This window comes from Paenibacillus mobilis, assembly GCF_058267595.1.
Genome location: NZ_JBZCMS010000012.1, coordinates 50981 through 74002, shown reverse-complemented (window position 1 = coordinate 74002; position 23022 = coordinate 50981). Strand labels below are relative to the sequence as shown.

Sequence of the window (23022 nt, the reverse complement as noted above, 5' to 3'; positions counted from 1 at the left end):
ATATAATGTTCGGAAGCGGAGAACAAATCAAAAAACACCCGCCCCCGGAAAGGGACGAGTGTTATACCCGTGGTTCCACCCTAATTCAGCCAGTCCATCCGCTCATAATCGTTATACGATTATAAGTAGCGGTTTCGGCCCTTCATTAAGCCATTCATAACGGGAATGGTTCCGGCAATGCCTACTTCGCTTCTTCCCTCTTGTAAAAAGAAGGGCAGCCGTTCAGAAATGCAGCTCCAAAGGGGTAAATCAAACCGGAGGTCCGGAGGAAATTGCAGCCTGTCGTTCCCTCTCTCTGTACGGCTCCATGACATCTGATTCGTGTCTTTGTCTTCGCTGTTCGTTTTGAAATTCTGCAAATATTATAAGCTTTATTTTAAAAGCGCGTCAAGCCCTGATCAATCGCTGCAGAGCTGAGCCCGCTCCCCAAATATTTCCTGGATGGTTACAATCATCCGCAGCTCCGGCTCCTGCGTGTGAATCATGATCCGGGCCGGAGAGAGCGAAATCAGCGAGCTAACCACCGCATCCTCCATTTGGAGCTCCAGATCCGCCATTTTGACGGTAATGCCGTCGTCATAGGGAAGCGGGCTCAGCGGATGCATCTGATCGTCCAGCAGCTCAAATTCCATGCCTTCCACGTGCTTCAAATGAATGACCGGGATCCGGATATCCTGAAATTGGACAAAATATTTCAGCAGTCCAATAAACTCCTCGTATTGCTTGTCCAGTAAATATTCATCCACGGCCAAATCCAGCGCATCCTTTAATTCATCTTCATACGCCGGCATCCGGAACGAAAGCCAGCCGTCAATATCAACGGTTCCGGAAGCCATAAGCTCCTCCAGAAAAGCGCTGTAGATCTCCGCCACTCTCCGCTCGCGGCCCTTCATGTGCACTTCGTATTCCGATAATCCATCCAAAATCTGCAAAGCAATGCCAACGATCATCGGCACATCCTCATGTTTATGTAGGGAATAATGTTTGCCCAGCCATTTTCTCAGCAGGACAGGTTCTTTATCCCGCAAAACATGCTCCGTGACCAGCTCGGCCGCTTTTGATTTTAACCCCTTCACCGTTCTCGGCGGCAAGGCAGGATTACTGCTCATACACTCTACGTTAACTCTGCGGTGAGTGTAACCAAACCGGAAATAAACGGCGTTATTTCGTCCATGACTCAATTTTTCGCTTTCCGCCTGAAACGTCTTGCATAATTGTTCGGCAGCCAAACGGGAATCAACCGATGTGGTAATGGTAAATAACTGCATCTTATCGCCCCTTCCTCGAGTCCTCCAAACAAGTATATGGCGACGATGGGGCATGTATACAAATCGGGACTATGTAATGGATGGAAGCTGCCGGCGGCCAAAAAAAAGCCCCGTTTGGCGGGGGCTTCGGCGCAAGTCATATGCAATAATTGCCATTAAAAAATTATAAGAATTGGATTGATTAGATTAGATGAATTAGTTCTGCATAATAAAGTCATTTTCTACTTTCGCATTCACATCATCAAACACGCGCAAAATATCGTAACGCGTATTGCGCTGTGCCGGAATTTTGCCGGCCTGACGGATAATATCCAGCGTAGACGAAATATTAACCTTATGGGTTGCTCCTGCCGAGGAAACAACGTTTTCTTCGATCATCGTGCTGCCGAAGTCGTCGCAGCCGTACTGCAGGGAAAGCTTGCCGATTTCCGGCCCCATCGTTACCCAGGAGGACTGGAAGTGTTTGATGTTATCCAGCACGATCCGGCTGATTGCAACAGTTTTCAAATATTCTTCAGGCGTTTGGCGCTCCAGCTTCAGGTTGGTGTTATCCGGCTGGAAGGTCCAAGGAATGAAAGCCAGGAACCCTTCGGATTTGTAGCCGTTTTGAATGCATTCGTCCTGGGCGTCGCGCACCCGCATCAGGTGAAGCGCACGTTCCTCCATGCTTTCACCGAGGCCAATAACCATCGTAGCCGTCGTATTCATGCCGATTTTGTGAGCCGTCTTCATGACGTCCATCCAATCCGTCCAGGAGCCTTTAAGCCGGCTGATTTTCCGGCGGGTCCGATCATCGAGGATTTCAGCTCCGCCGCCGGGAAGGGAATCCAGTCCCGCTTCATGAATCTGGCGGATCACTTCCTCCAGCGACAAGCCGTCCGAAACGACCTTCATCTTCTGGATCTCGGCCGGAGAGAAGGAGTGCATCGTAATGTCCGGGAATCTTTTCTTAATATTGCGCAGCAAATCCGTATAATAGCTGAAAGGCAGGTTCGGGTTGGTACCGCCCTGCATCAGAATTTCCGTACCGCCTACGTCAATGGTTTCCTGTATCTTCTGAAAAATCGTCTCGTCCGACAGTACGTATCCTTCATCGGATCCCGGTCTGCGGTAAAAAGCACAGAAACGGCAGTACACGTCGCAAACGTTGGTATAATTGACATTACGACCGATAACAAATGTCGTAATCTTCTCAGGGTAACGTCTTTCCATCAAAATGTTGGCCGTGTGGCCCATTTTCTCAATTTCGTTAGACTCAAACAAAGCGGTTGCTTCCTCAAGCGTTACGCGTTCCCCGCGCAAGGCTTTCTCAAGGATAAAATCAATAGCCACTTTGAAGCAGCCCCCTTCCATTTATAAACTTTCAGGCGTTCTGGATCGTCACTCGGGGCGTTCCTTTCTTTCATCCTAACATACTAGCCTAAAGAAAAGAAGCACCCGGATAGCCGGATGCGGGAAAATTGTGAAAAATGTCTCATTCAGTTCACATATTTAAAAATTGACTTATTCTTACGCAAGCGCCTGTTCCAGGTCTGCGATTAAATCTTCTATATTTTCGAGTCCGACGGAGAAGCGCAGCAGGCCGTCCGTAATGCCCCGTTCCAAACGAACCTCGGCCGGCATTGAGGCATGCGACATCATCGCCGGGTAAGATAAAATACTCTCCACCGCGCCAAGACTTACGGCCACGATCGGCAGCTTGACGGCATTCAGCACGCGTTTGGCACGTTCGCCGGAGCCTACGTCAAAGGAGATCACCGCGCCGTAACCGGTCGACTGCTGCTCTTGAATTTCGCGGCCCGGATGATGTTTCAGCCCCGGGTAGAAGACCGCATCGATATCGCTGCGTCCGTTCAGCCAATCCGCCAGCTTGCGGGCGCTGATTTCACTGTGCGCCATCCGGGCGGACAAGGTTTTCATGCCGCGCATCAGCAGCCAGGAATCCTGGACGCCAAGCACGGTGCCTAGCCCGTTTTGCAAATATTTTAACTGCCGTCCGAGCGTTTCATTGGCCGTTACAGCCAGCCCGGCCAGCACGTCGCTGTGCCCGCCGAGAAATTTAGTCGCGCTGTGCAGAACGATGTCTATGCCAAGCTCGATCGGACGCTGATAATAAGGCGTCATAAAGGTGTTGTCCACCATGCTGATCAGTCCCTGTTCCTTGGACCAAGCGGCAAGGGCTGCGATATCCGTAATTTTCAGCGTCGGATTGGAAGGCGTTTCGATATAAATGCCTTTGGTATTCGGACGCAGCGCCGCTTTTACCTCATCGACGTTTGTCATATCCACAAAAGAAGCCTCCAGCCCGAACCGGTTTAAAATACCGGTTAACAGGCGGTAGGTTCCGCCATAAACATCTTCGGTAACGATGAGATGGTCGCCTGCGGAGAACATCATAAACGCTGCGGAGATTGCCGCCATGCCGCTCGGAAAAGCGTATCCGTTCGTGCCGCCTTCAAGCAGCGCGATGTAATCTTCAAGCGCCTGCCGGGTTGGGTTGCCCGACCGGGTGTAGTCATGCTGGGGAGGATTAAAAATATCCTCATGATGAAACGTCGAAGCCTGATACAACGGAACGCTGGAAGCGCCCGTAGCCGCGTCCACTTCCGCTCCAAAATGAAGCAGTTTCGTATCAAAGCTCAGTTCCGGCTGTTTCTGCTCAACGCCCAGACTGCCGCTGCCGTTTGGTTTACTCATGATTGGCGTCCCCCTTCCACTTCTGCTCGTGCCGCTTCAAGCGCCTGGGCTAGGTCCGCAATCAAATCGTCCGGATGTTCGATGCCGACCGAGAATCGCAGCAGACGGTCGTCGACACCAACCGCTTCGCGAATCTCCAGCGGGATGTCGGCATGGGTTTGCACGGCCGGATAAGTCAGCAGCGATTCCACGCCGCCAAGGCTTTCCGCGAAAGCGATCAGGTTTAAATGGCGCAAAATCGGCTCGACGTACCGGGCATCCGTTACTTTAAAAGAGAAAATTCCCGTATTGCCGGAGGACTGCCGGTTCTGAAGCTCATGTCCCGGATGGGACGGCAGCGCCGGATAAAACACTTCCGCAATCTGCGGGTGAGTGCTTAGGAAGGTCGCGATCGCCGTCGCATTGCTCTCATGCCGCTCCATGCGGAGCGCCAGCGTTTTCATGCCCCTCATCAGCTGATAGCTGTCGTTCGGGCTCAATACGGCCCCGATGGAGTTGTGCAGGAAGGCAATTTCCTCAGACAGCTTCTCGCCTTTGGAGACGATCAGTCCCGCAAGCACATCGTTGTGTCCGCCCAAATATTTCGTAGCGCTGTGTACTACGATGTCCGCGCCTAATTCGATAGGACGCTGGAAATAAGGGGTCAGAAGCGTATTGTCCACAATCGTCAGCAGCCCATGCAGGCGTCCCCATGCGGAAACAGCGGCGATATCCGTAACCATCATCAGCGGGTTGGTAGGCGTTTCAATAAAAACGGCTTTCGTGTTCGGACGGCGGGACGCTTCCAGCGCGTCCAGATCATTGGTGTCCACGTACGTGGCCGTAATGCCGTAACGGGAGAGAATTTTTTCAAACAACCGGTATGTTCCTCCGTACAAATCCAGAGACACGATCAGGTGATCACCGGAGCTAAACAGCATAAAAAGGGTCTGGAGCGCCGCCATCCCCGAGCTGCAGGCAAAACCGGCATCGCCGGATTCCAGGTCGGCAGCCGCTTTTTCCAATACGGCCCGGGTCGGATTTTTAGTACGCGTATAATCAAAACCCGTGCTTTGTCCAAGCCGAGGATGGCGATATGCCGTCGCCTGGTAAATCGGATAAGTAACGGCCCCGGTTACCGGCTCCTCCATGGAGCCGATTTGCGCCAGCCTGCTTTCGATTCTAAGTTTCCCGTTCGGGCTGCCTGCCTTGTTTTCCGCTTGATGTTCTGCCATGTCTGCTTCCCCCTAAATGTGATATTCGTAACTGACTTCGGTATCGATATCGAAAGGCGTTTCCTGGTACACGTAGTAATTCAGCCAATTGGCAAACAAGAGGTTTGCATGGGCCCGCCAGGACGATCTTGGCGTTTGAGTCGGGTCGTTTTTCGGAAAATAGTTCACCGGAAGCGCCACGTCCATCCCTTTGGCGACATCTCGCTCATACTCCCATTTTAGCGAACAGGGATCATATTCCGGATGGCCGGCCACAAAAATCTGTTTCCCGTCCTTCGTTGCCGCAATATACACGCCCGCTTCGTCGGATTCGGACAAAACGTCAAGTTCTTTAATTTTAACAAGATCCGATTTTAAGACCTCGGTATGGCGGGAATGCGGAACAAAAAACTGTTCGTCAAAACCCCGCAGAAGTTTGGTGTTCGGAATGTTGATGTGATGCGCGAACACACCGAAACACTTCTCCGGCAGCGAAACCTTCGGCACGCCGAAATGATGGTACAGCCCCGCCTGGGCGGCCCAACAAATATGCATGGTTGAAGTGACGTGCGTTTCGGTCCAGTCGAAAATTTCCTGAATTTCGTTCCAGTAATTGACGTCCTCGTATTCCAGCTGCTCCACCGGAGCACCGGTAATGATCATGCCGTCAAACCGGAGATGCTTCACTTCGCTGAACGTCTTATAGAACTGCTTCAGATGTTCGACTGAAGTATTTTTGGAAGTATGCGAGCTGGGATGCAGCAGCACGAATTCCACCTGAAGGGGCGTATTCGCCAGCAGGCGCAGAAGCTGCTCCTCCGCTGTCTCTTTGGTCGGCATCAGATTTAAAATGGCGATCCGCAGCGGACGGATATCCTGATGGAACGCCTGGCTTTCATCCATCACGAAAATATTTTCGTTCGCCAGCACTTCTTTGGCCGGCAATGAATCGGGTACCTTAATCGGCATAGCTGTTCAATCCTCCTCTGCATGGTTCGAGCGGCAATCTTAATCTTATGGAAGAAAGACGGGCCATATAGCAAAAATGACCTCCCTCTTAAATCGAGAAAGGTCATATCATGTCATAGTGTATGCGCCTCTCTCATCTCTCAGAGACTTCCGGGATTCGCTGCCTTAAGCAAACGCTCCAAAAGTTCCGCAAGAATTAGCACCGTGCGATCGCTCGCCGGTTGCCGGGTTTCATCGGGCCAGTCCCTCCACCTACTCTTGATAAGAAAAAACATCGGTCGGCAGCTGTAAATGAACAAACTGCCTTATTCAGTTTTTATAAGAATTTGCCTCGCTCAGATGAGCAATAATTCGTTAAAAACTTAACTTATATGCTCATTATACATAACCTGCGGCAATAGGCAAGAGCCCATACACAAATTTATTTGCGGAGCAAATTCCTGTCACAAACAACCCGTGTAAATAGATCCAGGTCGATTCCACTTAGAAAAAGCTTGCTTGCTGCTTCGGCTGCAGCAGGCTTTTTTTCTTTTTCCCCCTCTTCTCTTGAATAGCGGAAAAATAAACATACGTCTTCGCTGATTGGGTCATCCTAAAATAACTTCTTTCCTCAGGGAACCACAAATGAAAGTAGTAAAAACCGGTTATGTTAATCTTTGACCATTTTCAAAATTTTTCATTTTAAAATATCGGCCAAGTTGCTTTTCAAGGATGACCCAACCCAAAAAATGACCCGCCAACTCGGCACCTTCAGCAGTTTATTGCCATATGCTGCCCTATAGCTCCGGCAAGCAGGATTTCGCTTGAAAATTTTCATAACCCGGCGTTATACTAGACAAGTGCAAAAAGTCTGGATTGAAGAAGAGGTGAACCGGTAATGGAAGGCGACTCTAGTCCGCAGAGCAAATCCCCAAGGGCAATTACAACCGCACAGGATCTTTTCGGCAGAATGCTCACGGAAGTAGGGGGTTCTTTCGTTTACCGGCATTTTATTCAATGCTGTCTAAATTAGCCGGCTGCTGAAGCTCCTGTGTTGAACCACAAAGGAGTGAATCAGATGAAAATTCGCCATGTGAACGCAGGCGTTTTCACGATCGTGGAGAGCCTTGAGGAAACACTGGCGGCACCGGCTGAAGGTTTTTACTGGATCGATGCCGACACGGAAGATTTGGAGCTGCTTCAGCCCGTATTTGGGCTGCATGATCTCGCGGTGGAAGACTGTCTGAGCGAAGAGGAGCAGCGGCCAAAGATTGAAATTTACGAAAGCCATTATTTTATCGTGGTTAACAGCATCCGTTTTGATGATGAGGAAATTTTTCTCCGGGCACTAAACGTGTTTCTGGGCCGTCATTTCATTATTACGGTTACGAAACAGAAGCTGAACGAGCTGCGCGCCATTAAACCTATCTTATGGGAGCAGGAAGTCAGCGAGCCGGACCGTTTTCTTTATTTGCTCATTGACCTTGTTGTCGACAATTATTTTCTGGTTGGCGACCGGATCGAGGATAAAATCGAGAAGCTGGAAGAAGACATCCTCGTTCATACCAAACGCTCTCATTTGAATGAAATTATCGGATTGCGAAGCGAAATTTTGTGGTTGAAGAAAATGCTCGGTCCGCAAAAGGAAGTCATCAACGTCCTTAATAAAAAAGACCTGCGCCTGATCGACGATCAGCTGCAGAAATATTTCAGCGATATTTACGAAAATGCGGTCAAAATCTCCGAGAACTTTGATACGTTCCGAGAGCTGATGGGCAACTTACGAGAAGCTTACCAGTCGAGTATCGCCAACCGGGCAAACGAAATCATGCGCGTATTTACAGCCATTACGACGATTTTTATCCCGCTGACGCTCATCACCGGCATCTACGGAATGAACTTCGACAATATGCCTGAGGTGCATACGGAATACGGGTATTTTATCGTGCTGGGCATCATGCTGACGTTAGGCCTCGGGATGTTTTACCTGTTCCGGAAAAAAGACTGGATCTGAAAACATAGCATTTATCCTTATATGTCAGGGCAAGGGCGAAGCCGGCCCCGGAAATCATCCGGAGTCTGGATTTCGCCCTTGTTTTTTTTGGGATCTTATAGCTTTCAATTACTGCCGCAAATACAAGTCCTCTTGGAGCTAATTTCATTTTTCATACTATCCTTTAACCCTCACTCAGCTTTGGTGAGCTTCACGCGGGGATCCGACATTTTGTACAACAGGTCTGCCACAAAATTGGCTACCACGACAAAGACGGAAACAATCAGAATGCTGATAAGCAATACGGGAAGATTTCTGGACCGGGCCGAACGTACGACCAAGGTTCCAAGGCCATCCCAGTTAAATACATTTTCAACAACGGCCGAACCCGATATCAGGACCGGTAAATCCATAGTGATAATGGTGATCACAGGGATTAACGCGACTCTGAACGCATGATGATAAGTCACCTTTCTTTCGGATACGCCTTTGGCACGGGCGGTCATCAGAAATTGGGAGGGAAGCACCTCCACCATGCTGGTACGAACCATTTTTAAATAATAGGCAACCAGGCCAATCGTGATCGTCGCTACGGGAAGAACCATGTGATACAGCAGATCGCTCAACTCTCCCACTTTGGACGGCGTGTGCATGCTGCTCGGCGGTAACCAGAATAATTTAAAAGCAAATAAGTCCTGCAACCAGTGCCCCAGCACAAATATCGGGATGCAATAACCCACCAGGCTCAGAATAAGGCCCAGTTTATCGGATAGTCCATCCTGTCTTGCAGCATTGTATATTCCCCACGGCACCGCTATGATTAAAGCGAAGATAAATGCCGATCCGAGCAGGATCGAACTGTTCCGGACATATTCCCAAATGTAGCTGTTGATTGGAGAGTTCTCATAATCAAGTCCAAAGTTGCCATGCAGGAGTTCCTTCACCCACCGGATATATTGCTGATAGATAGGAAGATCCAGTCCGAATAAATGTTTCTGCTCCTTTGCAAAATTGAGTTGTTCTTCCGTCATCCCTATGCTCTGCACCCAGTAACTCCCCGGCATAAGCCGCATCGCACAAAAACAAATGCTCATGACAATAAATAATACAATCAAAGAATGAATGCTGCGGCGGATGAGATAAACCCACATTGGAATCCTCCTGGTTGGAAATTATTTTTTCCATTCTACCATAGAAGATTTGTTTGAATATTATCAAATAAATTAATAATGGTTATTAGTATTTGATTTCAGCGTTCTGAACGATGGAACGTCAAGGTTTATATCGCTTTTTCCTGATCTGTTCTTGACCGTTGCCCTTCCCGGCGGTAGCGGATCCGGACCAGACGCAGCCATTCATACCGGCGTTCCAGTTCACCGTTCCCCTGCTGCATCGCCTCAGACCCGTATACCTTCTGCATAACCGGCTTCAGCAGCGTGTCCCCCAATTCCAGGTAGGCCTTCCAAATCGTCGTCTGCTCTTCAAGCGGCAGCCCGGACAATTCCTGTTCGACCAGCGCCTCCGTATCGTAACCTTCCTTCTCGAGCTGTTCCAGCTGTTCAATGGTGTCTCGGCGGGACAAGCCCGTTGTCTCCTGAATCTGTTCAAGGTTATATCCCTGCCGAATGCCCGTTAAAAGCTGCTTCCGCAGTCCGGAGCGTTCCATTTCGGCTTTAAAACGGAATTCCTTCTGTTTATAAGTCCAGGACCGGAAGGTTTCGTCGTCCAGCTCCTGTTCCACCCAATCCAAAGGGAAAGACCAATCCCGCTCTGCTTTAGCTGTAATCGCGAGCATTTCCTCCCCATATTCGGAAGCCTTGACTTCCCCTACCCCCGGCAGCTGGACCAGTTCATCGATCGTTTTCGGCAAAAAAGCGCTGAGCAGCCGGAGCAATCGGTTGCTGGCAATCAGATAAGGGGCCCTGCTTGCAGCCGCCGCTTTCTGCCGGCGCCAGGACGCCAGCTCCGCGTATATTTCCTCGCTGCCGTTCACCTCGCTGTAGCAGTAGAGCTTTTGCGTCGACATCCCTTTCGGACCTTCGTCTTCGTGAAAAATCCCGCTGATCACCGGCCGGAATCCGTCCGCCAGTTTTACGGCCAGCTGATAACGGTAGTGGCTGAGCATTTCGGACCAGGATTCCCCTTCATACCAAATGTGTCCTTTTGTACCTGCTGGGTTTTCTTCATCCCAGCCGATCCGCCAGATGCCGTCCTCCTCGCCGATCCAGACCTGGGCCGAATCCTCGTGGTTGTCCCTTTTCTGCTGCTTTCTCTCCAAACTGTTCAAAAACACGATACGCATATGCCGCACCTCCTTAAATTCAGCATACGTTCCGTGGAACGCGTTATCAGAAAACACAAATAGCACCCCTCCTGCATGCAAGAGAGGTGCTTCCCCGATAGACGTATACTGTTGTTAACTATAATACCATAATTTGTATGACAGTCAATAGAATGGAATCAGAGAAAAGCACACGTTTTCCGAAAGCGCTTTTTTCGATATAATATAAATATGTATGCCCGCTTTATAATCGCGGGGGTTACCGCCCAAAGGAGGATTCACCATGACTTTGCCCGAACATGATCTTGATTTTCTGTCCGACGGCACCGAGCAGACCTCGACCCGGTTTGTCACCTTTATCGGTCACTCTATGAAACGTTTTGATTTGGCTGTTACGACTACAAACCGCTTTTACGGAAAAAAACTCGTCATTGACCTGCAAAACGGTAAAACGGCCATTCTTGGCTCCGACGACCTTGAGCAGGAAGGTTACCTGGCTTCCATTTACGGACTCACCGAGGAGGAAGAAGCCGAGCTCGGCAGCTTTCTGCACCAGGTGCTGGGGGAACCCCATTTTACGGACTGACGGCCCGAAACAAAAGCCTGCATTCCCCAGCCACGAAACGCCCAACCACAAGGAGTTCTCCGCCTTGCCTATTTACCGACCTGGCTGCCGAACACAAGCGTGTTGCTGAGCAGCCGCCCCGCCGGGGTCAACATTTTGCTGCCGCCGTACAAAGCTGAAGAAGCTCCCCCGTCTAAATTCATCGCTTGTTTCGCTCCCAGAGCCTTCATCACCGAAGCCCATTGCGGCATCGTTGCCCCGTTTACCGTTGCCAGCAAAACAGAACCGTCAGGCATAATCGCAATGCCGCTGCGGGCTGCTGAGCCACTCAGAATTTTCGGGTCGTTAAACCCTTCCGCTTTCGCATTCAGCGTGACCTTACCGTCCGTAACGAGCCGCGGCCCGGCCCCAACTGCCGTCTGCACGCCGGACCAGTCCACGCTTTTGCCAGCCTGGTTGGTATAGGACACCTTCCACTGCACCGTGCCGCCTAATGTGAAACGGTCTGCCATCTTTTTTTCCGTACCGTTAAAAACGATAACATAGCCTTGCTTCGGAATGGCCGCATTGGTGTTCGTCCCTTTATGCGTCACCTTGCCGCCCTCTACGGTCACGGCGATGCCGCCGCTGAATCCAACCTTCGTCCCCCGGTCCGGCGTAAACAAAATGCTGCTGTTAGCGCCCGCATCCGGCGTACGGTTCATAAAGGTGGCATACCAGCTGAGCGTTTTGCCGCCGCTTCCGGTCACTTTGCCTGTAAGGGAGGGGCGCAGCGTATCCATAAGGGCCGTGCCGTCCTGTCGGAAGCCGATCGTCGTTCCATAACGGCCGATATGGGCGATCTGCCCTTTGAGAATCAACGTGCCATAAGGATCGGCCGGACCGCCATAGGCGTTAAAAAAAGCGCCGTTAACAGCGGCTTCGGCTTTATAGCTTTTAATAATCGAAGCAAAAGCCTCCGTCTGCCCGACCTGATGTTGGGCCAGCCCGACCGTTACCGGAGTTCCTTTAGGAATCCGGACGGTGCGCACAGTATAACTTTTGCCCGACACTTTAACCGTTTTGACTGCGGCCTGGATCGTGCCGGCTGCTTCAGCCGGACGGAGGTCCGGCGCCGCCGACATCAGCAGCAGCAAAACGGCAGCCGATAAAAAGCCGAGTTTTAAGCTTTTTCGCCCCTTGTCGGACATTCGGAGTCTTTTGGAGATCAAAGACGTTAAGAACCGCGATATCAAAGCGCCTCGACTCCCATCCAGGAACAGATGCTTTTCATCTCCAGCTCTTCGAATTTGGCTACGACTACAGGATGATTAAGCTCCCAGCGGCAGGCCTCCAGGTCGCACTCCAGTTCGATGTTGCAGCGGATCGACGCCAAATCCCTGGACAAATGCAGCATCTCCAGATCGGTTTCGATTTTGGTGCGGATACCTTTGGACAGCTTGTCCAGGTTGGCCAAAATGCCCTCAACGGTTTCGTATTCCTGCACGAGCTTTAACGCCGTTTTCTCCCCGATGCCGCGGACGCCTGGATAATTATCGCTAGGGTCGCCCATCAGGCCTTTAACGTCGATGATCTGGGCGGGCGTAAGCTGCCGCTCTTCAAACAGGCTTTGCGGCGTATAAACAAAATAGTTGCCGTGCCCTTTTTTCATAATAGCAATGCTCGTCCGCTCGTTGACCAGCTGAAGCATATCATGATCGCCGGTCAGCACGATGACATTCATCGACTGGCTGTAAACCGCCGCCAAAGTGCCGATGCAGTCGTCGGCCTCGTACCCTTCGGAGCTGATGTTCGGCACGCCGAGGCTGTCCATGACCTCCCGGATCACGCTGAACTGCGGAATCAGGTCGTCCGGCGCTTCGGAACGGTTGCCCTTATAAGCCGGATACTGCTGAGTCCGGAACGTTTTGCTGCCCAAATCCCAGCAGCAGGCGACGTGCGTCGGCCCGAATTTCTCGACGGCATCCCAGAAGTAGCGCATAAACCCGTATATGGCGTTGGTTGGCAGCCCCGCTTTTGTCCGGCGAATATAACCGGTCACCGCCGAGGCGTAATAGGCCCGGAACATCAAGGCCATCCCGTCCACCAGCAGCAGGGTTTCTTTCTTGCTTTCGATCAATTTTCTCTCCCCTTAACAGATAGAATCTTATTCCACTATTTTACCATAATCGTTAGCCCCAAACGGAGGCAAATTCATCCTCTTTAAAGCCGAGGGTCACCCGTTTTCCATCGGTTACGACCGGGCGTTTGATCAGCATCCCGTTAGACGAAAGCAGCTCCAGCTGCTCTTCCCGCGAAAGGGTCGGCAGCTTGTCCTTAAGGCCAAGTCCGCGGTAAACCTCTCCGCTTGTATTAAAAAACTTCTTCAGCTCAAGCCCGCTTATTTCGGCAAGCCGGCCAAGCTCGGCCGCAGAAGGCGGCGCTTCGACAATATGATGGAGCTCCAGCTCGTGCCCATGGGCTTGCAGCCATTTCACGGCACTGCGGCACGTGCTGCATTTCGGATATTGGTAAACGGTAAGTTGGCTCATGATTTTATTCCTCCGGTAAAAAGTTTAAGGTGACGCTGAAAAAGCTACAGCTATAAAACTATAAAGCTAAAGCTATAAAGGTTACAGCTTCCCGCCCGCTATTAACCGCCTCAATTCCGCCATATCGGGCGGAAACGGGGCGGTGAACAGCACCTCTTCACGGGTGAGAGGGTGCACAAAACCCAGCTGCTCGGCATGCAGCGCCTGCCGGCCGATTGCCGCGTCCAGCTGCGCAGCGGCTTCGAGCTGCCTCGCAGCAAGGCCCAGCGCGGCATAGCTGTACATCTTGTCGCCGATCAGCGGACAACCGATGGAGGTCATATGGACCCGAATCTGATGGGTCCGTCCGCTGCCCAGCCGCAGCTCTACAAGCGAGCCGGCGGCAAAGGTTTCCCGCACCATGTACGAGGTCAAAGCGGGATACCCGCTTTCCGTCACGATGCGGCGGTGCGGGTCCAGCGGATCGCGGTCGATCGGACCGTCGATCCGGCCTTCTTCGGCGGGCGGAGTTCCGTGAACGAGCGCCGCGTATTTTTTCAGCACCGTTCCGGCGATCATCTGCTCGGAGATATGCTGGTGCACGTAGGCGTTTTTGGCGATGGCCAGCACGCCGCTCGTCTCCTGGTCCAAACGGTGGACCGGACGAAAGCGGAAACGTTCCCCGCGCTCCTGCCAGTAATAAACAACGCCGTTCGCCAGCGTTTCCGTGTAATGGCCATGGGTCGGGTGGACGATGATCCCCGGCTGTTTGTTTACGATCAGCAGCGCTTCGTCTTCATATAAAATCTCGAAGGGAATCGGCTGCGGCAAAATATCCCCGGATGTTTCCTGTTCCAGCCGGATTTCGATCCGGTCGCCTTCTTTGACGTATTGGCTGATATAAACCCGCTCCCCGTTCAGCATGACGCCCTGCTCGGTCAGCTTAATCCGGGACATCAGCTTGCGGGAAACCCCCAGCCTGCGGTTCAACACGGTTTTCAGCATCCAGCCTTCTTCGGCTGCCGTTACCTGGTATGCAATAGGTGGATAATAATTAGTGGAAGTCATAACGTTTTAACGAAACACCTTTCCGCTTCGCTCGTATTCGGTCTCCGGCACGCCCGCTTTCACATTGGCCAGCCGGGCAGCCGTAAAGAAATAATCGGACAGCCGGTTAACATAACGGATCACTTCACCGTTTGTCTCTTTTTCCGCAGCCAGAGACACCACCCTGCGCTCAGCTCTTCGGCATACGGTTCGGCAAACATGCAGGGAAGCGGCAAGCAGCGAGCCCCCCGGAAGCACAAAACGCTCCAGCGGCGGAAGCTCTGCTTCCCAGCCGTCGATCCAGGCTTCCAAATTATCAATCAAACCGTTATGCACCTTAAATCCTGGTTTCTCCGGATCGGCATAGGCCAAATCCGCCCCACAGTCGAACAGCTCGTGCTGAATCCGAACAAGCTGTTCCCGTAAGCCGGCAAATGCTTCTCCTTCGCATAACGCAGCCGCCTGGCCCACAAAGCTGTTCAACTCGTCCAGCGAGCCGTAAGCCTCGACCTGCGGGTCATCCTTGCGGACTTTTCCCCCTATGACGGAGGTGTGTCCTTTATCTCCGGTACGCGTATACATTTTCATCGCTTCGCCTCTCCTTCCTGATCCTTTGCGGATAATCAGCAAAAAAGAAGACCCTGACGGTTCAGGATCTTCTTCTATTTTAACATAAGGTTTTTCATTTCATTATTGCTTCCAATCCTGGCTTCTGACCTTCATATATTCATTTATCTTCAGGTCCAGCAAGGTACTGATTTCGACGACAATCGCGGATGTAAAGGATTGCTCTTCCATGAATATCTTCTCCATCCTGCTTCTCAGCAGTCTTATCTCATCCTCCAAGGAGAGCCTACGGTTAGTGGGGATGCTTCGGTTGTCAAACATCCAATTATTATTGTTGTCCTCAGCAATCATAATCCCATTATAACTTGGCAAATTGTATTCACCGCAACTCATAGTCCACGCCTCCTTGACTGATAAAGCCGCCTTTCCTAAAGGCAGCCGGACTGCCTCCGGCAAAAGCCTTTCGGACAAAAATTATATCATGACGCCTATCCAGTGTTCAATTGGAAAATGAAAGATTTGTAAATAAATTTGAAATTTTTTCAAAAAATCCAATCAGATTCAGAAAAAGCCCTCAGCCCAGCTTCCGGACAAATTCGCCGATCCGGTGGATCGCTTCATTTAGCTGAGCCACCGAGGTTGCATAGGAGCAGCGCAGATATCCTTCCCCGCCCAGACCAAATACGTTGCCCGGCACGGCGGCCACCTTCGCCTCCACCAAAAGGCGCTGCGCGAATTCGTCCGAGGACAGTCCAGTTGACTTAATGCTCGGAAAAGCGTAGAAAGCCCCCTGAGGCTCATGGCATTCCAGACCAATATCCCGCAATCCCTGCACGACAAGGCGGCGGCGCTGGTTATAGGAATCGACCATCCGGTCTTTCTCTTCCATCCCGTTCGTGAGGGCTTCCAGGGCAGCTACCTGTCCCATGACCGGAGCGCACATCACCGTATATTGGTGAATCTTCAGCATAGCCGAAATCAGGTCCGGATGCCCGCAGGCATATCCCATACGCCAACCCGTCATGGCAAAAGCCTTGGAGAAACCGCTGACCAGGATCGTCCGGTCCTGCATCCCGGGCACGGAGGCAAAGCTGACGTGTTTGCCTGCGTAAGAAAGCTCCGCGTAAATCTCGTCCGAAATGACGATCAGGTCATGTTTTTCAACCACTTTGGCGATAGGCAGGTAGTCCTCGTAGGTCATGATGCCCCCGGTCGGATTGCTCGGATAGCTGAGTACAAGCACTTTGGATTTCGGCGTGATGGCCGCTTCCAGCTGCTCTGCCGTAAGCTTGAACTGGTCCTTCGCAAAGGTCTCGATGCCGACAGGAATGCCTCCGCCGATGGTAGTAATCGGGGAATAGGAGATATAGCTTGGTTCAGGGATCAGAATCTCGTCTCCCGGCGTGATCAAAGCCCGCAGCGCCAGATCGATCGCTTCGCTGCCTCCCACCGTGACCAGAATTTCGTCTTTAGGCTCATAAGCCACGTTAAAATTATCGTACAAATATTGGCCGATCGCTTCGCGCAGCTCGGGAGTACCGGAATTGGAGGTGTATCGGGTATAACCGCGTTCCAACGAATAAACGCAGGCTTCGCGTACATGCCAAGGCGTCACAAAATCGGGTTCCCCTACGCCAAGCGTGATGATATCCTTGTTCCCGCTTACGAGATCAAAAAACTTCCGGATGCCGGAAGGCTGGATCTGCTGAACCTGCGGGGCCAAATAACTTTGCATGGATTTATTATTAGATGTGCCGTCAGTCTGCTTGTCAGAGTTCACTATCATCTCATTACTTCCTTTACGGAGAAATCATAAGGCGGTGATCTTCTTCATGGTCTTCAAAAATGACGCCGTCTTGTTTGTATTTTTTCAAAATAAAGTGGGTTTTGGTAGAAAGAACAGACTCCAGCGTCGAAAGTTTTTCGGAAACGAAACTGGCTACGTCCTTCAAATTCCGCCCTTCAACTTCGACCAGCAGATCGTAGGCTCCGGACATCAGATAAACGGATTTTACCTGGGGATATAAATATACCCGTTCCGCTATGCTGTCAAAACCTCTGCCGCGTTCAGGCGTGATCTGCACTTCGATCAGGGCTGTCACTTTCTCGTCATCCAGCTTGCTGCCGTTGATGACCGTGGCATATTTGACGATAATATGCTCCTGTTCAAGCTCCGCGATCGCCGTTTTCACTTCCTCTTGGGTGACGCCTAGCATTGTCGCAAGAAGTTCGGGCGTGTACCTCGAATCCTCCTTGAGCAGCTCAATCAGCTTTTGTTTCAGATCGCTTAATACCTTCATATGTCCCTCCTAAGCCTGCTGAGTTTATTAACTATATTACATGAATTACGGGTTCCTGCAAAGAAAAACCGCCATCCCGTGGCAGATTGTCCGGAATAGCGGCTGTAAAGGTTCTTATTTAACTGAATAAGCGATTCTTAACGGGCCTTTCGGGTTAGCTATAATGAGAGGTGCTGCCCATTTGCGGCTGCGCAGAGGACATCGACGCCCCCATGCCGCTTAAATGCTGCTGAACGAACTGCTGGTCTTCGGTTTGCGTTTGCTGAACGGATTGGATCCGTTTGGATACTTCCTGACGGCCAGCCTTCGAAGGAGCGTTGTACATATTATTGCTGGACATCAGTTGATACATTTCTCCCTGCATTTTGAGCGTGCTGTCGGTCAGCTGCGTGAACATTTGGCGAACGGTCGGGCAGGAAGCTTCCGTCGCGGCCGTTGCATATTCCCGCACCGAGCGGCGAAGGTCTGCCAAGGTAGTGTTCAACAGATCCTTATCGGGCAGCAGTTGGTTTTGATTTTGCATGATGAGAATTCTCCTTTCCTTATTGAAGTTGTGCCGGCGCCAACTGTTCATGCTGACTCAGACAGTCGGCCAGCATCTGCATATGCTGCTCATGGGTTTGCACGTATTGCTGACAGGCTTGACGGATCGATTGATTTTGGGTTTGCGAAGCGATCGTGCTGCATAGTTTGATCTGCATGCTTTCATTGGAAATGCAGTCGGAGATATACTCCAGCTCTTTGCAGGTCAAAGCCTGCATTTGTTGGTTGTTGTTCACCAGATTTCCCTCCTTCGTAAAAATGAACATCATTATTATTGTCCGCGGGACTGTTCATTTATGTGGAGGTCTTAAATAGTTCCCGATATTTTCGAAAATAATAATCGGGGTCTTTATTTGCAGAAAGGACGTGGAAGTCGATGAATCTTCATTCCGGTGATTTATTTTGGCCAAACCTTCATCCTCAGTCGCCGGTTTATCCCGCTCTTTCGGATTCCCGCCGCTGCGACGTGCTGATCGTTGGAGGAGGGCTGAGCGGAGCCATGTGCGCTTACCAGTTAACCAAAGCGGGCAGAAAGGTTACTCTGCTCGAAAAACATAAAGTTGCCTCCGGCAGCTCCAGTGCCAGTACCGGCTTGATCCAGTATACGAGCGACAAAACCTTAACCTCCTGCATCCATTCTTTTGGGGAAGAAAAAGGAGTTCGTTTTTACCAATTATGCAAAGAGGCCGTGGAAGGTTTATCCCGACTGTATCAAGAAGCGGGAGTCCGTGAGAGCGAAATGCTTCCCCGAAACAGCCTTTATTTTGCCAGCACCAGCGAAGATAAGGATAAGCTGTTTGAAGAATATGAGACGCTTAGAAAATACGGTTTTGCTGCCGAATGGCTGTCCCGCCAAGGAATCGAAGACCGCTTCCCGTTCTCCAGGTCCGGGGCTATTTACACGTCCGGAGATGCCGAGGTCGATCCTTACCGGTTTGCGCACGCCTTGATTCAGGGAGCTGTCCGCAAAGGGGCAATTGTACACGAAAACAGTCCGGTGACCGGCATCCATTTTGATGGCAGTCATGTCCGGTGCAGATGCGGCGAATATGAGCTTACAGCCAATGAAGTCGTCATCGCCGCCGGTTACGAAACCCAGGAAATAAAAAAAGACCGCGGCGCCTTCCTGACCCAATCCTTTGCGCTGGCTACGGAGCCCGTATCTTTCCTGGATCAGTGGTATCAAAAATGCCTGATCTGGGAAACGGCCCGGCCGTATTTATATTTGCGGACAACCCCCGACAATCGGATTCTGATCGGCGGACTCGATGAAGAGCTGAGTCCCGGCGGGCTTGATGAAAGCAGGTATATAAGCAAAAGCAAAACCCTTTTAAACGAATTAACTGCACTTTTCCCGCAGGCAGCCGGCGTTAAAGCAGACTATGCCTGGGGAGCGGTATTTGGCCAGTCTCATGACGGCCTTCCGTTTATCGGCGAACATCCCCGGTTTCCTGGTTGCCTGTTCATGGAAGGGTACGGAGGCAACGGGGCCGTGTATTGTTATATCGCCTCGAAGCTGATCACCCAAGCCTTAAACGGGCATGACAGCCGTGATCTGGAACTGTTTTCTCTGCTTAGGCCGCGCCGTTCCTCCTCTCGCCATTCCTGATCTTTTCAACCTTCCATAAACCTTTGCTTGTATAAAAAGAAAAGCCGCTCCGGTCGGGAGTGGCTTTAAACGGTTGTGAACCGCCTGGCTTGTACGCCGAGTTCTTATTCGGTTTCTACGGCTTTTTGAACACCGGCCGCAAAACGCGTCCGATCTTCATCCGCCAGGAAGCTGCTGACATGGAAACAGGACGGACACACATAAACATTCATGCGAAAAGGCGCTTCCAGCAAGGAATGTTTAATGCCAGCCGGAAGCACAGGGTGGAAACTGCCGGCATTTACCTGATTTTGCCCGGCCTGAATCATATATTCCCGGCAGTGCGGACATTCCGGCATTTGGTCCTGAACCTCCAGAATTTTGCCGATTGCGGATTCGTAAGCAATCAGATCGGTTTCGCTGCCTTCAAGGGACGGCAGGCCCGTTATCGCATGCGTGCGCTGCGCGCGGTGTTCGCTATCCTCTTCTTCCATCCAGGAATCCTGAGAAGCATTGTAGGCGTCTTCTTCAAGCTCAGCATCAAGCTCTTCCTCGTCATCGCTTAAGGTCACGCTTAAAGTGCGGTAGCCTTTTAATTCATTATGGCAATGCGGGCATTCTTCCTCCGGCCCGATTTCTTCATCCCATACAATCTCCGTTTGACACCAAGGGCAAACCGTTGTTTCCATTGTTTTCTTCCTTCCTGCTTCTATTTAAGCCATACAGGCTGCGATCACCAGCGCCAGAGACACCGAAATGCACAGGGAAATGACGCCTGCAGCCGTATTGCGCGCTTTAATTTCCTTATCGATTTTAAATACCGGCGTAAAAAATTCAAACAATAAATAAGCAATAAACAATAATAAAGTGCCCAGACAGGACCACGTTATAAAATCATTGATTTCCGGATAAGAGGCCGAAGCGCGGAGAATCAGGCAAATGCCGGCGATTTTCCCTCCGGTGGCCAGAGCCGCCGCCAAATTGCCGTCGGCAATTTCTTCCCAGCAGCGGTAGGACGTCAGCCGTTCAAAGCAGGCCAGAAACACGACTAGTTCCAAAACCGCCAAGGATAATATCCCGACGGTATGTCCAAATGGGATGTCCAGAAGCCGATCTATCGTGTCCAGGGCCGATTCCCCCTTATGCCTATTTGAGCTCGGCAACCGTCACGCCGGTTCCGCCTTCACCGTAATTGCCCAGCCGATAGCTCTTTATATGCTTATGCCTGCGCAAGTATTCCTGCATGCCGGTCCGCAAAACCCCCGTACCTTTCCCATGAATAATGTAAACCTGGCCCAGATTCGCCAGGAAGGCTTCATCCAGGAACCGGTCGACCTCAATCAGCGCCTCCTCCAGATTCGAGCCGCGCAAATCAAGCTCCGTGCGGACATTGTCGTCTTTGGTACGTTTGACGTTGGTTACGCTGCGCTGCGGAGCTTTAGCCGTCGGCTCCTGCTGCACCAGCTCCAGATCGTCCAGGCTGACCTTCATTTTCATGATGCCCAGTTGCACGACCGCCTCCTTGCCGGCCAGCTCCACCACATGGCCTTTCTGATTAAGGCTGTACACCCGTACTTCATCGCCGGGGCCGATTTGCCGCTGCTTCAGCGCCTTGCGCACGGCAGGCGCTTTCTTGCGCTGGGCCGGAGCCGCTTCATCAAGCGCTTTGCGGGCGGCGATCAGCTTATGCTCCTTGACCGAAGCCCCTTCCTCGAGCGCAAGTCTGCGCAGGTCCTCGATAATTTTTTGGGCTTCGTCTCGGGCTTTTTCCACAATCGACCTGGCTTCTGACTCCGCTTTCTCAATACGTTTGTCCCTCTGCTCTTCCAGCTTTTCAAGGTCCTCTTCGTATTTGCGGCGAAGTTGCTCCATTTCCATTCGCAGCTTCTCGGCTTTGTCCCTTTCTTTCTCCGCGCTCAGACGGTTTTGCTCCAGGGAGGCGATCATGTTCTCAACCCTCAGGTCGTCTTCCTTCACTTCGCCCCGGGCAAATTCCAAAATGGAAGAAGACAAGCCCAGCCGTTCGGCGATCGCAAAAGCGTTGCTTCGCCCCGGAACCCCGATCAGCAGCCGGTAAGTCGGACTAAGCGTATTGACGTCGAATTCCATGCTGGCATTAATAACGCCTTTGCGTTCATAAGCATAAGCCTTCAGCTCGCTGTAATGCGTAGTCGCCACCATCCGGCAGCCCAGCGAATGAATGTAGTCCAGTATGGCAATCGCCAGCGCGGAACCTTCGGCGGGATCAGTCCCTGCCCCAAGCTCATCCAGCAGGACGAGGCTTTTTGGCGACATCTGGTTCAAAATATTGATAATATTGGTCATATGGCTGGAAAAAGTACTCAGATTCTGCTCGATGCTCTGCTCGTCGCCGATGTCGGCGTAAATGGCATCAAATACGCAAAGCTGGCTGCCGTCTTCCGCCGGAATAAACAAACCCGACATCGCCATCAGGCTCAGCAGGCCGATCGTTTTCAGCGAAACCGTTTTACCGCCCGTATTGGGCCCCGTCACGATGATGGACGTGTAATGATTGCCGAGCTCTACATCTAAAGGCACCACTTTTTCCGCTGCGATCAGCGGGTGGCGTCCTTTCTTCAGCTTCAAAAATCCGCGGTCGTTCATCATCGGCAGGGTCGCCTTCATTTCCCGGGCCAGCCTGGCTTTGGCAAAAATAAAATCAAGCTCCGCCAGCACCTCGCAATCGTAAAACAAAAGCTCGGACTGCTCGCCCACGAGCGCGGTCAGCTTTTGCAAAATGACTTCGATCTCGCGTTCCTCGGCCAGCCTTGTTTCGCGCAGCTTGTTGTTCATCGCCACGATCGACTCCGGTTCGATAAACAGGGTAGCGCCCGATCCGGACTGATCATGGACGATCCCCCCGAAATAAGAACGGTACTCCGCCTTCACCGGAATAACGAACCGGTCGTTCCTGATCGTGATCAGCTGATCCTGCAGCATCTTCGAAACATTGGAAGAACGGATCATCGCGTCCAGCTTTTCACGGATCCGGCCTTCTCCGCCGCGAAGCTCGCGCCGAATCTGCGCCAGCGCCGGACTGGCCGAATCCAGTACCTCGGCGTTGTCGTCGATGCACCGTTTGATCGCATCTTCAAGCGCCTTTTGATCGCTTAAGTCCTCAGTCAAACGAAACAGCAGCGGAATCGGGTCGTCTTCGTGCAAAGCCGCAAGGTGACGGCGCACCCGGCGTGCGCCAAACAACGTTGAGGCCACGCCGTGCAGCTCATGAGGGCTCAGCGTCCCCCCTATCCGGGCCCGTTTGGCTGCGGGGACAATATTGACGATTCCGCCAAAAGGCGGCGCCCCTTTGAGCCTGTCGACTTTAAAGGCCTCGTCCGTTGCCTGCAGCAAATGTTTAACGCGCTCCAGCTCGGTGGATGGCTCGAGCTCTTTGGCAAGCTCACGGCCAAGCTCGGTTCCGGCAAAATGAGCAAGCGCATCTATAATTTTATGGTATTCCATGGTTTTCAAAACTTTGGGATTCAAGAACCAGCAGCTCCT

23 protein-coding genes and 1 riboswitch are annotated in these 23022 nt (G+C 51.6%); of the genes, 3 read left to right on the top strand and 20 right to left on the bottom strand.

Annotation, left to right across the window (positions count from 1 at the left end):
• Nucleotides 1-398: 398 nt before the first annotated feature.
• The 5 genes from AC3ZPD_RS19280 to metA all read right to left on the bottom strand — a co-directional run bounded on the left by AC3ZPD_RS19280 (nucleotide 399) and on the right by metA (nucleotide 6127).
• Entirely contained in the window at nucleotides 399-1268 is an 870-nt protein-coding gene (locus AC3ZPD_RS19280) for a putative sporulation protein YtxC (RefSeq protein ID WP_490985902.1), read from the bottom strand.
• A gap of 195 nt (nucleotides 1269-1463) precedes the next feature.
• Nucleotides 1464-2621 carry a cyclic dehypoxanthinyl futalosine synthase gene (gene mqnC, locus AC3ZPD_RS19275; protein WP_490985901.1) on the bottom strand — a complete coding sequence of 386 codons (1158 nt, stop codon included), beginning with the start codon at nucleotides 2619-2621 and terminating at the stop codon, nucleotides 1464-1466.
• A 156-nt stretch (nucleotides 2622-2777) separates the two neighbouring features.
• Nucleotides 2778-3965, bottom strand: a complete 1188-nt coding sequence (locus AC3ZPD_RS19270; protein ID WP_490985900.1) for an aminotransferase class I/II-fold pyridoxal phosphate-dependent enzyme — start codon at nucleotides 3963-3965, stop codon at nucleotides 2778-2780.
• Nucleotides 3962-5179: a PLP-dependent transferase gene (locus AC3ZPD_RS19265; protein WP_490985899.1), complete on the bottom strand. Its 1218-nt coding sequence runs from the start codon at nucleotides 5177-5179 to the stop codon at nucleotides 3962-3964. The genes AC3ZPD_RS19270 and AC3ZPD_RS19265 overlap by 4 nt, the downstream gene beginning before the upstream one ends.
• Nucleotides 5180-5191: 12 nt before the next feature.
• Nucleotides 5192-6127: a homoserine O-acetyltransferase MetA gene (gene metA, locus AC3ZPD_RS19260; RefSeq protein WP_490985898.1), complete on the bottom strand. Its 936-nt coding sequence runs from the start codon at nucleotides 6125-6127 to the stop codon at nucleotides 5192-5194.
• 130 nt (nucleotides 6128-6257) lie between these two features.
• A riboswitch (SAM riboswitch) is annotated at nucleotides 6258-6395 on the bottom strand.
• A 789-nt stretch (nucleotides 6396-7184) separates the two neighbouring features.
• Between metA and corA the strand changes: the two genes are divergently transcribed.
• On the top strand, nucleotides 7185-8120 hold the full coding sequence (gene corA, locus AC3ZPD_RS19255) for a magnesium/cobalt transporter CorA (protein WP_490985897.1): 936 nt from the start codon (nucleotides 7185-7187) through the stop codon (nucleotides 8118-8120).
• A 170-nt stretch (nucleotides 8121-8290) separates the two neighbouring features.
• Here corA and AC3ZPD_RS19250 read toward each other — a convergent pair whose 3' ends face one another.
• On the bottom strand, nucleotides 8291-9250 hold the full coding sequence (locus tag AC3ZPD_RS19250) for an ABC transporter permease (RefSeq protein ID WP_490985896.1): 960 nt from the start codon (nucleotides 9248-9250) through the stop codon (nucleotides 8291-8293).
• Between the two features lie 128 nt (nucleotides 9251-9378).
• The gene (locus tag AC3ZPD_RS19245; protein ID WP_490985895.1) at nucleotides 9379-10401 is read right to left on the bottom strand and encodes an HRDC domain-containing protein; all 1023 of its coding nucleotides are present in this window, start codon (nucleotides 10399-10401) and stop codon (nucleotides 9379-9381) included.
• Between the two features lie 262 nt (nucleotides 10402-10663).
• On the opposite strand from AC3ZPD_RS19245, the gene AC3ZPD_RS19240 reads away from it, so the two are divergent.
• The gene (locus AC3ZPD_RS19240) at nucleotides 10664-10966 is read left to right on the top strand and encodes a DUF3055 domain-containing protein (protein ID WP_490985894.1); all 303 of its coding nucleotides are present in this window, start codon (nucleotides 10664-10666) and stop codon (nucleotides 10964-10966) included.
• A 68-nt stretch (nucleotides 10967-11034) separates the two neighbouring features.
• Here the strand turns inward: AC3ZPD_RS19240 and AC3ZPD_RS19235 are convergent, their stop codons facing one another.
• The 10 genes from AC3ZPD_RS19235 to AC3ZPD_RS19190 all read right to left on the bottom strand — a co-directional run bounded on the left by AC3ZPD_RS19235 (nucleotide 11035) and on the right by AC3ZPD_RS19190 (nucleotide 18148).
• Complete coding sequence (locus AC3ZPD_RS19235) at nucleotides 11035-12135, bottom strand: phosphodiester glycosidase family protein (protein ID WP_490985893.1); 1101 nt, start codon at nucleotides 12133-12135, stop codon at nucleotides 11035-11037.
• A gap of 41 nt (nucleotides 12136-12176) precedes the next feature.
• Nucleotides 12177-13064 (bottom strand): 5'-3' exonuclease, encoded by an 888-nt coding sequence (locus tag AC3ZPD_RS19230; RefSeq protein ID WP_490985892.1) that lies wholly within the window; start codon nucleotides 13062-13064, stop codon nucleotides 12177-12179.
• A 52-nt stretch (nucleotides 13065-13116) separates the two neighbouring features.
• Nucleotides 13117-13476, bottom strand: coding sequence for an arsenate reductase family protein (locus AC3ZPD_RS19225; RefSeq protein WP_490985891.1), 360 nt, complete (start codon nucleotides 13474-13476; stop codon nucleotides 13117-13119).
• Nucleotides 13477-13557: 81 nt separating this feature from the next.
• A complete protein-coding gene (locus tag AC3ZPD_RS19220; protein WP_490985890.1) occupies nucleotides 13558-14523 on the bottom strand; it encodes an RluA family pseudouridine synthase in 966 nt (321 codons plus the stop codon).
• Nucleotides 14524-14529: 6 nt separating this feature from the next.
• Complete coding sequence (locus AC3ZPD_RS19215; protein WP_490985889.1) at nucleotides 14530-15090, bottom strand: cob(I)yrinic acid a,c-diamide adenosyltransferase; 561 nt, start codon at nucleotides 15088-15090, stop codon at nucleotides 14530-14532.
• A 102-nt stretch (nucleotides 15091-15192) separates the two neighbouring features.
• Nucleotides 15193-15390: an aspartyl-phosphate phosphatase Spo0E family protein gene (locus AC3ZPD_RS19210; RefSeq protein WP_490985946.1), complete on the bottom strand. Its 198-nt coding sequence runs from the start codon at nucleotides 15388-15390 to the stop codon at nucleotides 15193-15195.
• 253 nt (nucleotides 15391-15643) lie between these two features.
• Nucleotides 15644-16855 (bottom strand): aminotransferase class I/II-fold pyridoxal phosphate-dependent enzyme, encoded by a 1212-nt coding sequence (locus tag AC3ZPD_RS19205; protein ID WP_490985888.1) that lies wholly within the window; start codon nucleotides 16853-16855, stop codon nucleotides 15644-15646.
• 13 nt (nucleotides 16856-16868) lie between these two features.
• Entirely contained in the window at nucleotides 16869-17369 is a 501-nt protein-coding gene (locus AC3ZPD_RS19200) for an Lrp/AsnC family transcriptional regulator (protein ID WP_490985887.1), read from the bottom strand.
• Between the two features lie 154 nt (nucleotides 17370-17523).
• Entirely contained in the window at nucleotides 17524-17892 is a 369-nt protein-coding gene (locus tag AC3ZPD_RS19195) for a spore coat protein (protein ID WP_490985886.1), read from the bottom strand.
• Between the two features lie 19 nt (nucleotides 17893-17911).
• Nucleotides 17912-18148: a hypothetical protein gene (locus AC3ZPD_RS19190; protein ID WP_490985885.1), complete on the bottom strand. Its 237-nt coding sequence runs from the start codon at nucleotides 18146-18148 to the stop codon at nucleotides 17912-17914.
• A gap of 140 nt (nucleotides 18149-18288) precedes the next feature.
• Here AC3ZPD_RS19190 and AC3ZPD_RS19185 point away from each other — a divergent pair, with 140 nt between their 5' ends.
• Nucleotides 18289-19521: an NAD(P)/FAD-dependent oxidoreductase gene (locus AC3ZPD_RS19185; protein ID WP_490985884.1), complete on the top strand. Its 1233-nt coding sequence runs from the start codon at nucleotides 18289-18291 to the stop codon at nucleotides 19519-19521.
• Between the two features lie 104 nt (nucleotides 19522-19625).
• Here the strand turns inward: AC3ZPD_RS19185 and AC3ZPD_RS19180 are convergent, their stop codons facing one another.
• The 3 genes from AC3ZPD_RS19180 to AC3ZPD_RS19170 are packed head-to-tail and all read right to left on the bottom strand — an operon-like array spanning nucleotide 19626 to nucleotide 23007.
• Nucleotides 19626-20189: a hypothetical protein gene (locus AC3ZPD_RS19180; protein WP_490985883.1), complete on the bottom strand. Its 564-nt coding sequence runs from the start codon at nucleotides 20187-20189 to the stop codon at nucleotides 19626-19628.
• Between the two features lie 24 nt (nucleotides 20190-20213).
• The gene (locus AC3ZPD_RS19175; RefSeq protein ID WP_490985945.1) at nucleotides 20214-20627 is read right to left on the bottom strand and encodes a DUF350 domain-containing protein; all 414 of its coding nucleotides are present in this window, start codon (nucleotides 20625-20627) and stop codon (nucleotides 20214-20216) included.
• Nucleotides 20628-20646: 19 nt separating this feature from the next.
• Nucleotides 20647-23007, bottom strand: coding sequence for an endonuclease MutS2 (locus tag AC3ZPD_RS19170; RefSeq protein ID WP_490985882.1), 2361 nt, complete (start codon nucleotides 23005-23007; stop codon nucleotides 20647-20649).
• Nucleotides 23008-23022 lie beyond the last annotated feature (15 nt).

What these genes read in the sequence shown, in the direction of transcription:
- AC3ZPD_RS19280 (WP_490985902.1), bottom strand. Translation starts at nt 1,268, where the DNA reads ATGCAGTTATTTACCATTACCACATCGGTTGATTCCCGTTTGGCTGCC.
- mqnC (WP_490985901.1), bottom strand. Translation starts at nt 2,621, where the DNA reads ATGGAAGGGGGCTGCTTCAAAGTGGCTATTGATTTTATCCTTGAGAAA.
- AC3ZPD_RS19270 (WP_490985900.1), bottom strand. Translation starts at nt 3,965, where the DNA reads ATGAGTAAACCAAACGGCAGCGGCAGTCTGGGCGTTGAGCAGAAACAG.
- AC3ZPD_RS19265 (WP_490985899.1), bottom strand. Translation starts at nt 5,179, where the DNA reads ATGGCAGAACATCAAGCGGAAAACAAGGCAGGCAGCCCGAACGGGAAA.
- metA (WP_490985898.1), bottom strand. Translation starts at nt 6,127, where the DNA reads ATGCCGATTAAGGTACCCGATTCATTGCCGGCCAAAGAAGTGCTGGCG.
- corA (WP_490985897.1), top strand. Translation starts at nt 7,185, where the DNA reads ATGAAAATTCGCCATGTGAACGCAGGCGTTTTCACGATCGTGGAGAGC.
- AC3ZPD_RS19250 (WP_490985896.1), bottom strand. Translation starts at nt 9,250, where the DNA reads ATGTGGGTTTATCTCATCCGCCGCAGCATTCATTCTTTGATTGTATTA.
- AC3ZPD_RS19245 (WP_490985895.1), bottom strand. Translation starts at nt 10,401, where the DNA reads ATGCGTATCGTGTTTTTGAACAGTTTGGAGAGAAAGCAGCAGAAAAGG.
- AC3ZPD_RS19240 (WP_490985894.1), top strand. Translation starts at nt 10,664, where the DNA reads ATGACTTTGCCCGAACATGATCTTGATTTTCTGTCCGACGGCACCGAG.
- AC3ZPD_RS19235 (WP_490985893.1), bottom strand. Translation starts at nt 12,135, where the DNA reads ATGTCCGACAAGGGGCGAAAAAGCTTAAAACTCGGCTTTTTATCGGCT.
- AC3ZPD_RS19225 (WP_490985891.1), bottom strand. Translation starts at nt 13,476, where the DNA reads ATGAGCCAACTTACCGTTTACCAATATCCGAAATGCAGCACGTGCCGC.
- AC3ZPD_RS19220 (WP_490985890.1), bottom strand. Translation starts at nt 14,523, where the DNA reads ATGACTTCCACTAATTATTATCCACCTATTGCATACCAGGTAACGGCA.
- AC3ZPD_RS19215 (WP_490985889.1), bottom strand. Translation starts at nt 15,090, where the DNA reads ATGAAAATGTATACGCGTACCGGAGATAAAGGACACACCTCCGTCATA.
- AC3ZPD_RS19210 (WP_490985946.1), bottom strand. Translation starts at nt 15,390, where the DNA reads ATGTTTGACAACCGAAGCATCCCCACTAACCGTAGGCTCTCCTTGGAG.
- AC3ZPD_RS19205 (WP_490985888.1), bottom strand. Translation starts at nt 16,855, where the DNA reads ATGATAGTGAACTCTGACAAGCAGACTGACGGCACATCTAATAATAAA.
- AC3ZPD_RS19200 (WP_490985887.1), bottom strand. Translation starts at nt 17,369, where the DNA reads ATGAAGGTATTAAGCGATCTGAAACAAAAGCTGATTGAGCTGCTCAAG.
- AC3ZPD_RS19195 (WP_490985886.1), bottom strand. Translation starts at nt 17,892, where the DNA reads ATGCAAAATCAAAACCAACTGCTGCCCGATAAGGATCTGTTGAACACT.
- AC3ZPD_RS19185 (WP_490985884.1), top strand. Translation starts at nt 18,289, where the DNA reads ATGAATCTTCATTCCGGTGATTTATTTTGGCCAAACCTTCATCCTCAG.
- AC3ZPD_RS19180 (WP_490985883.1), bottom strand. Translation starts at nt 20,189, where the DNA reads ATGGAAACAACGGTTTGCCCTTGGTGTCAAACGGAGATTGTATGGGAT.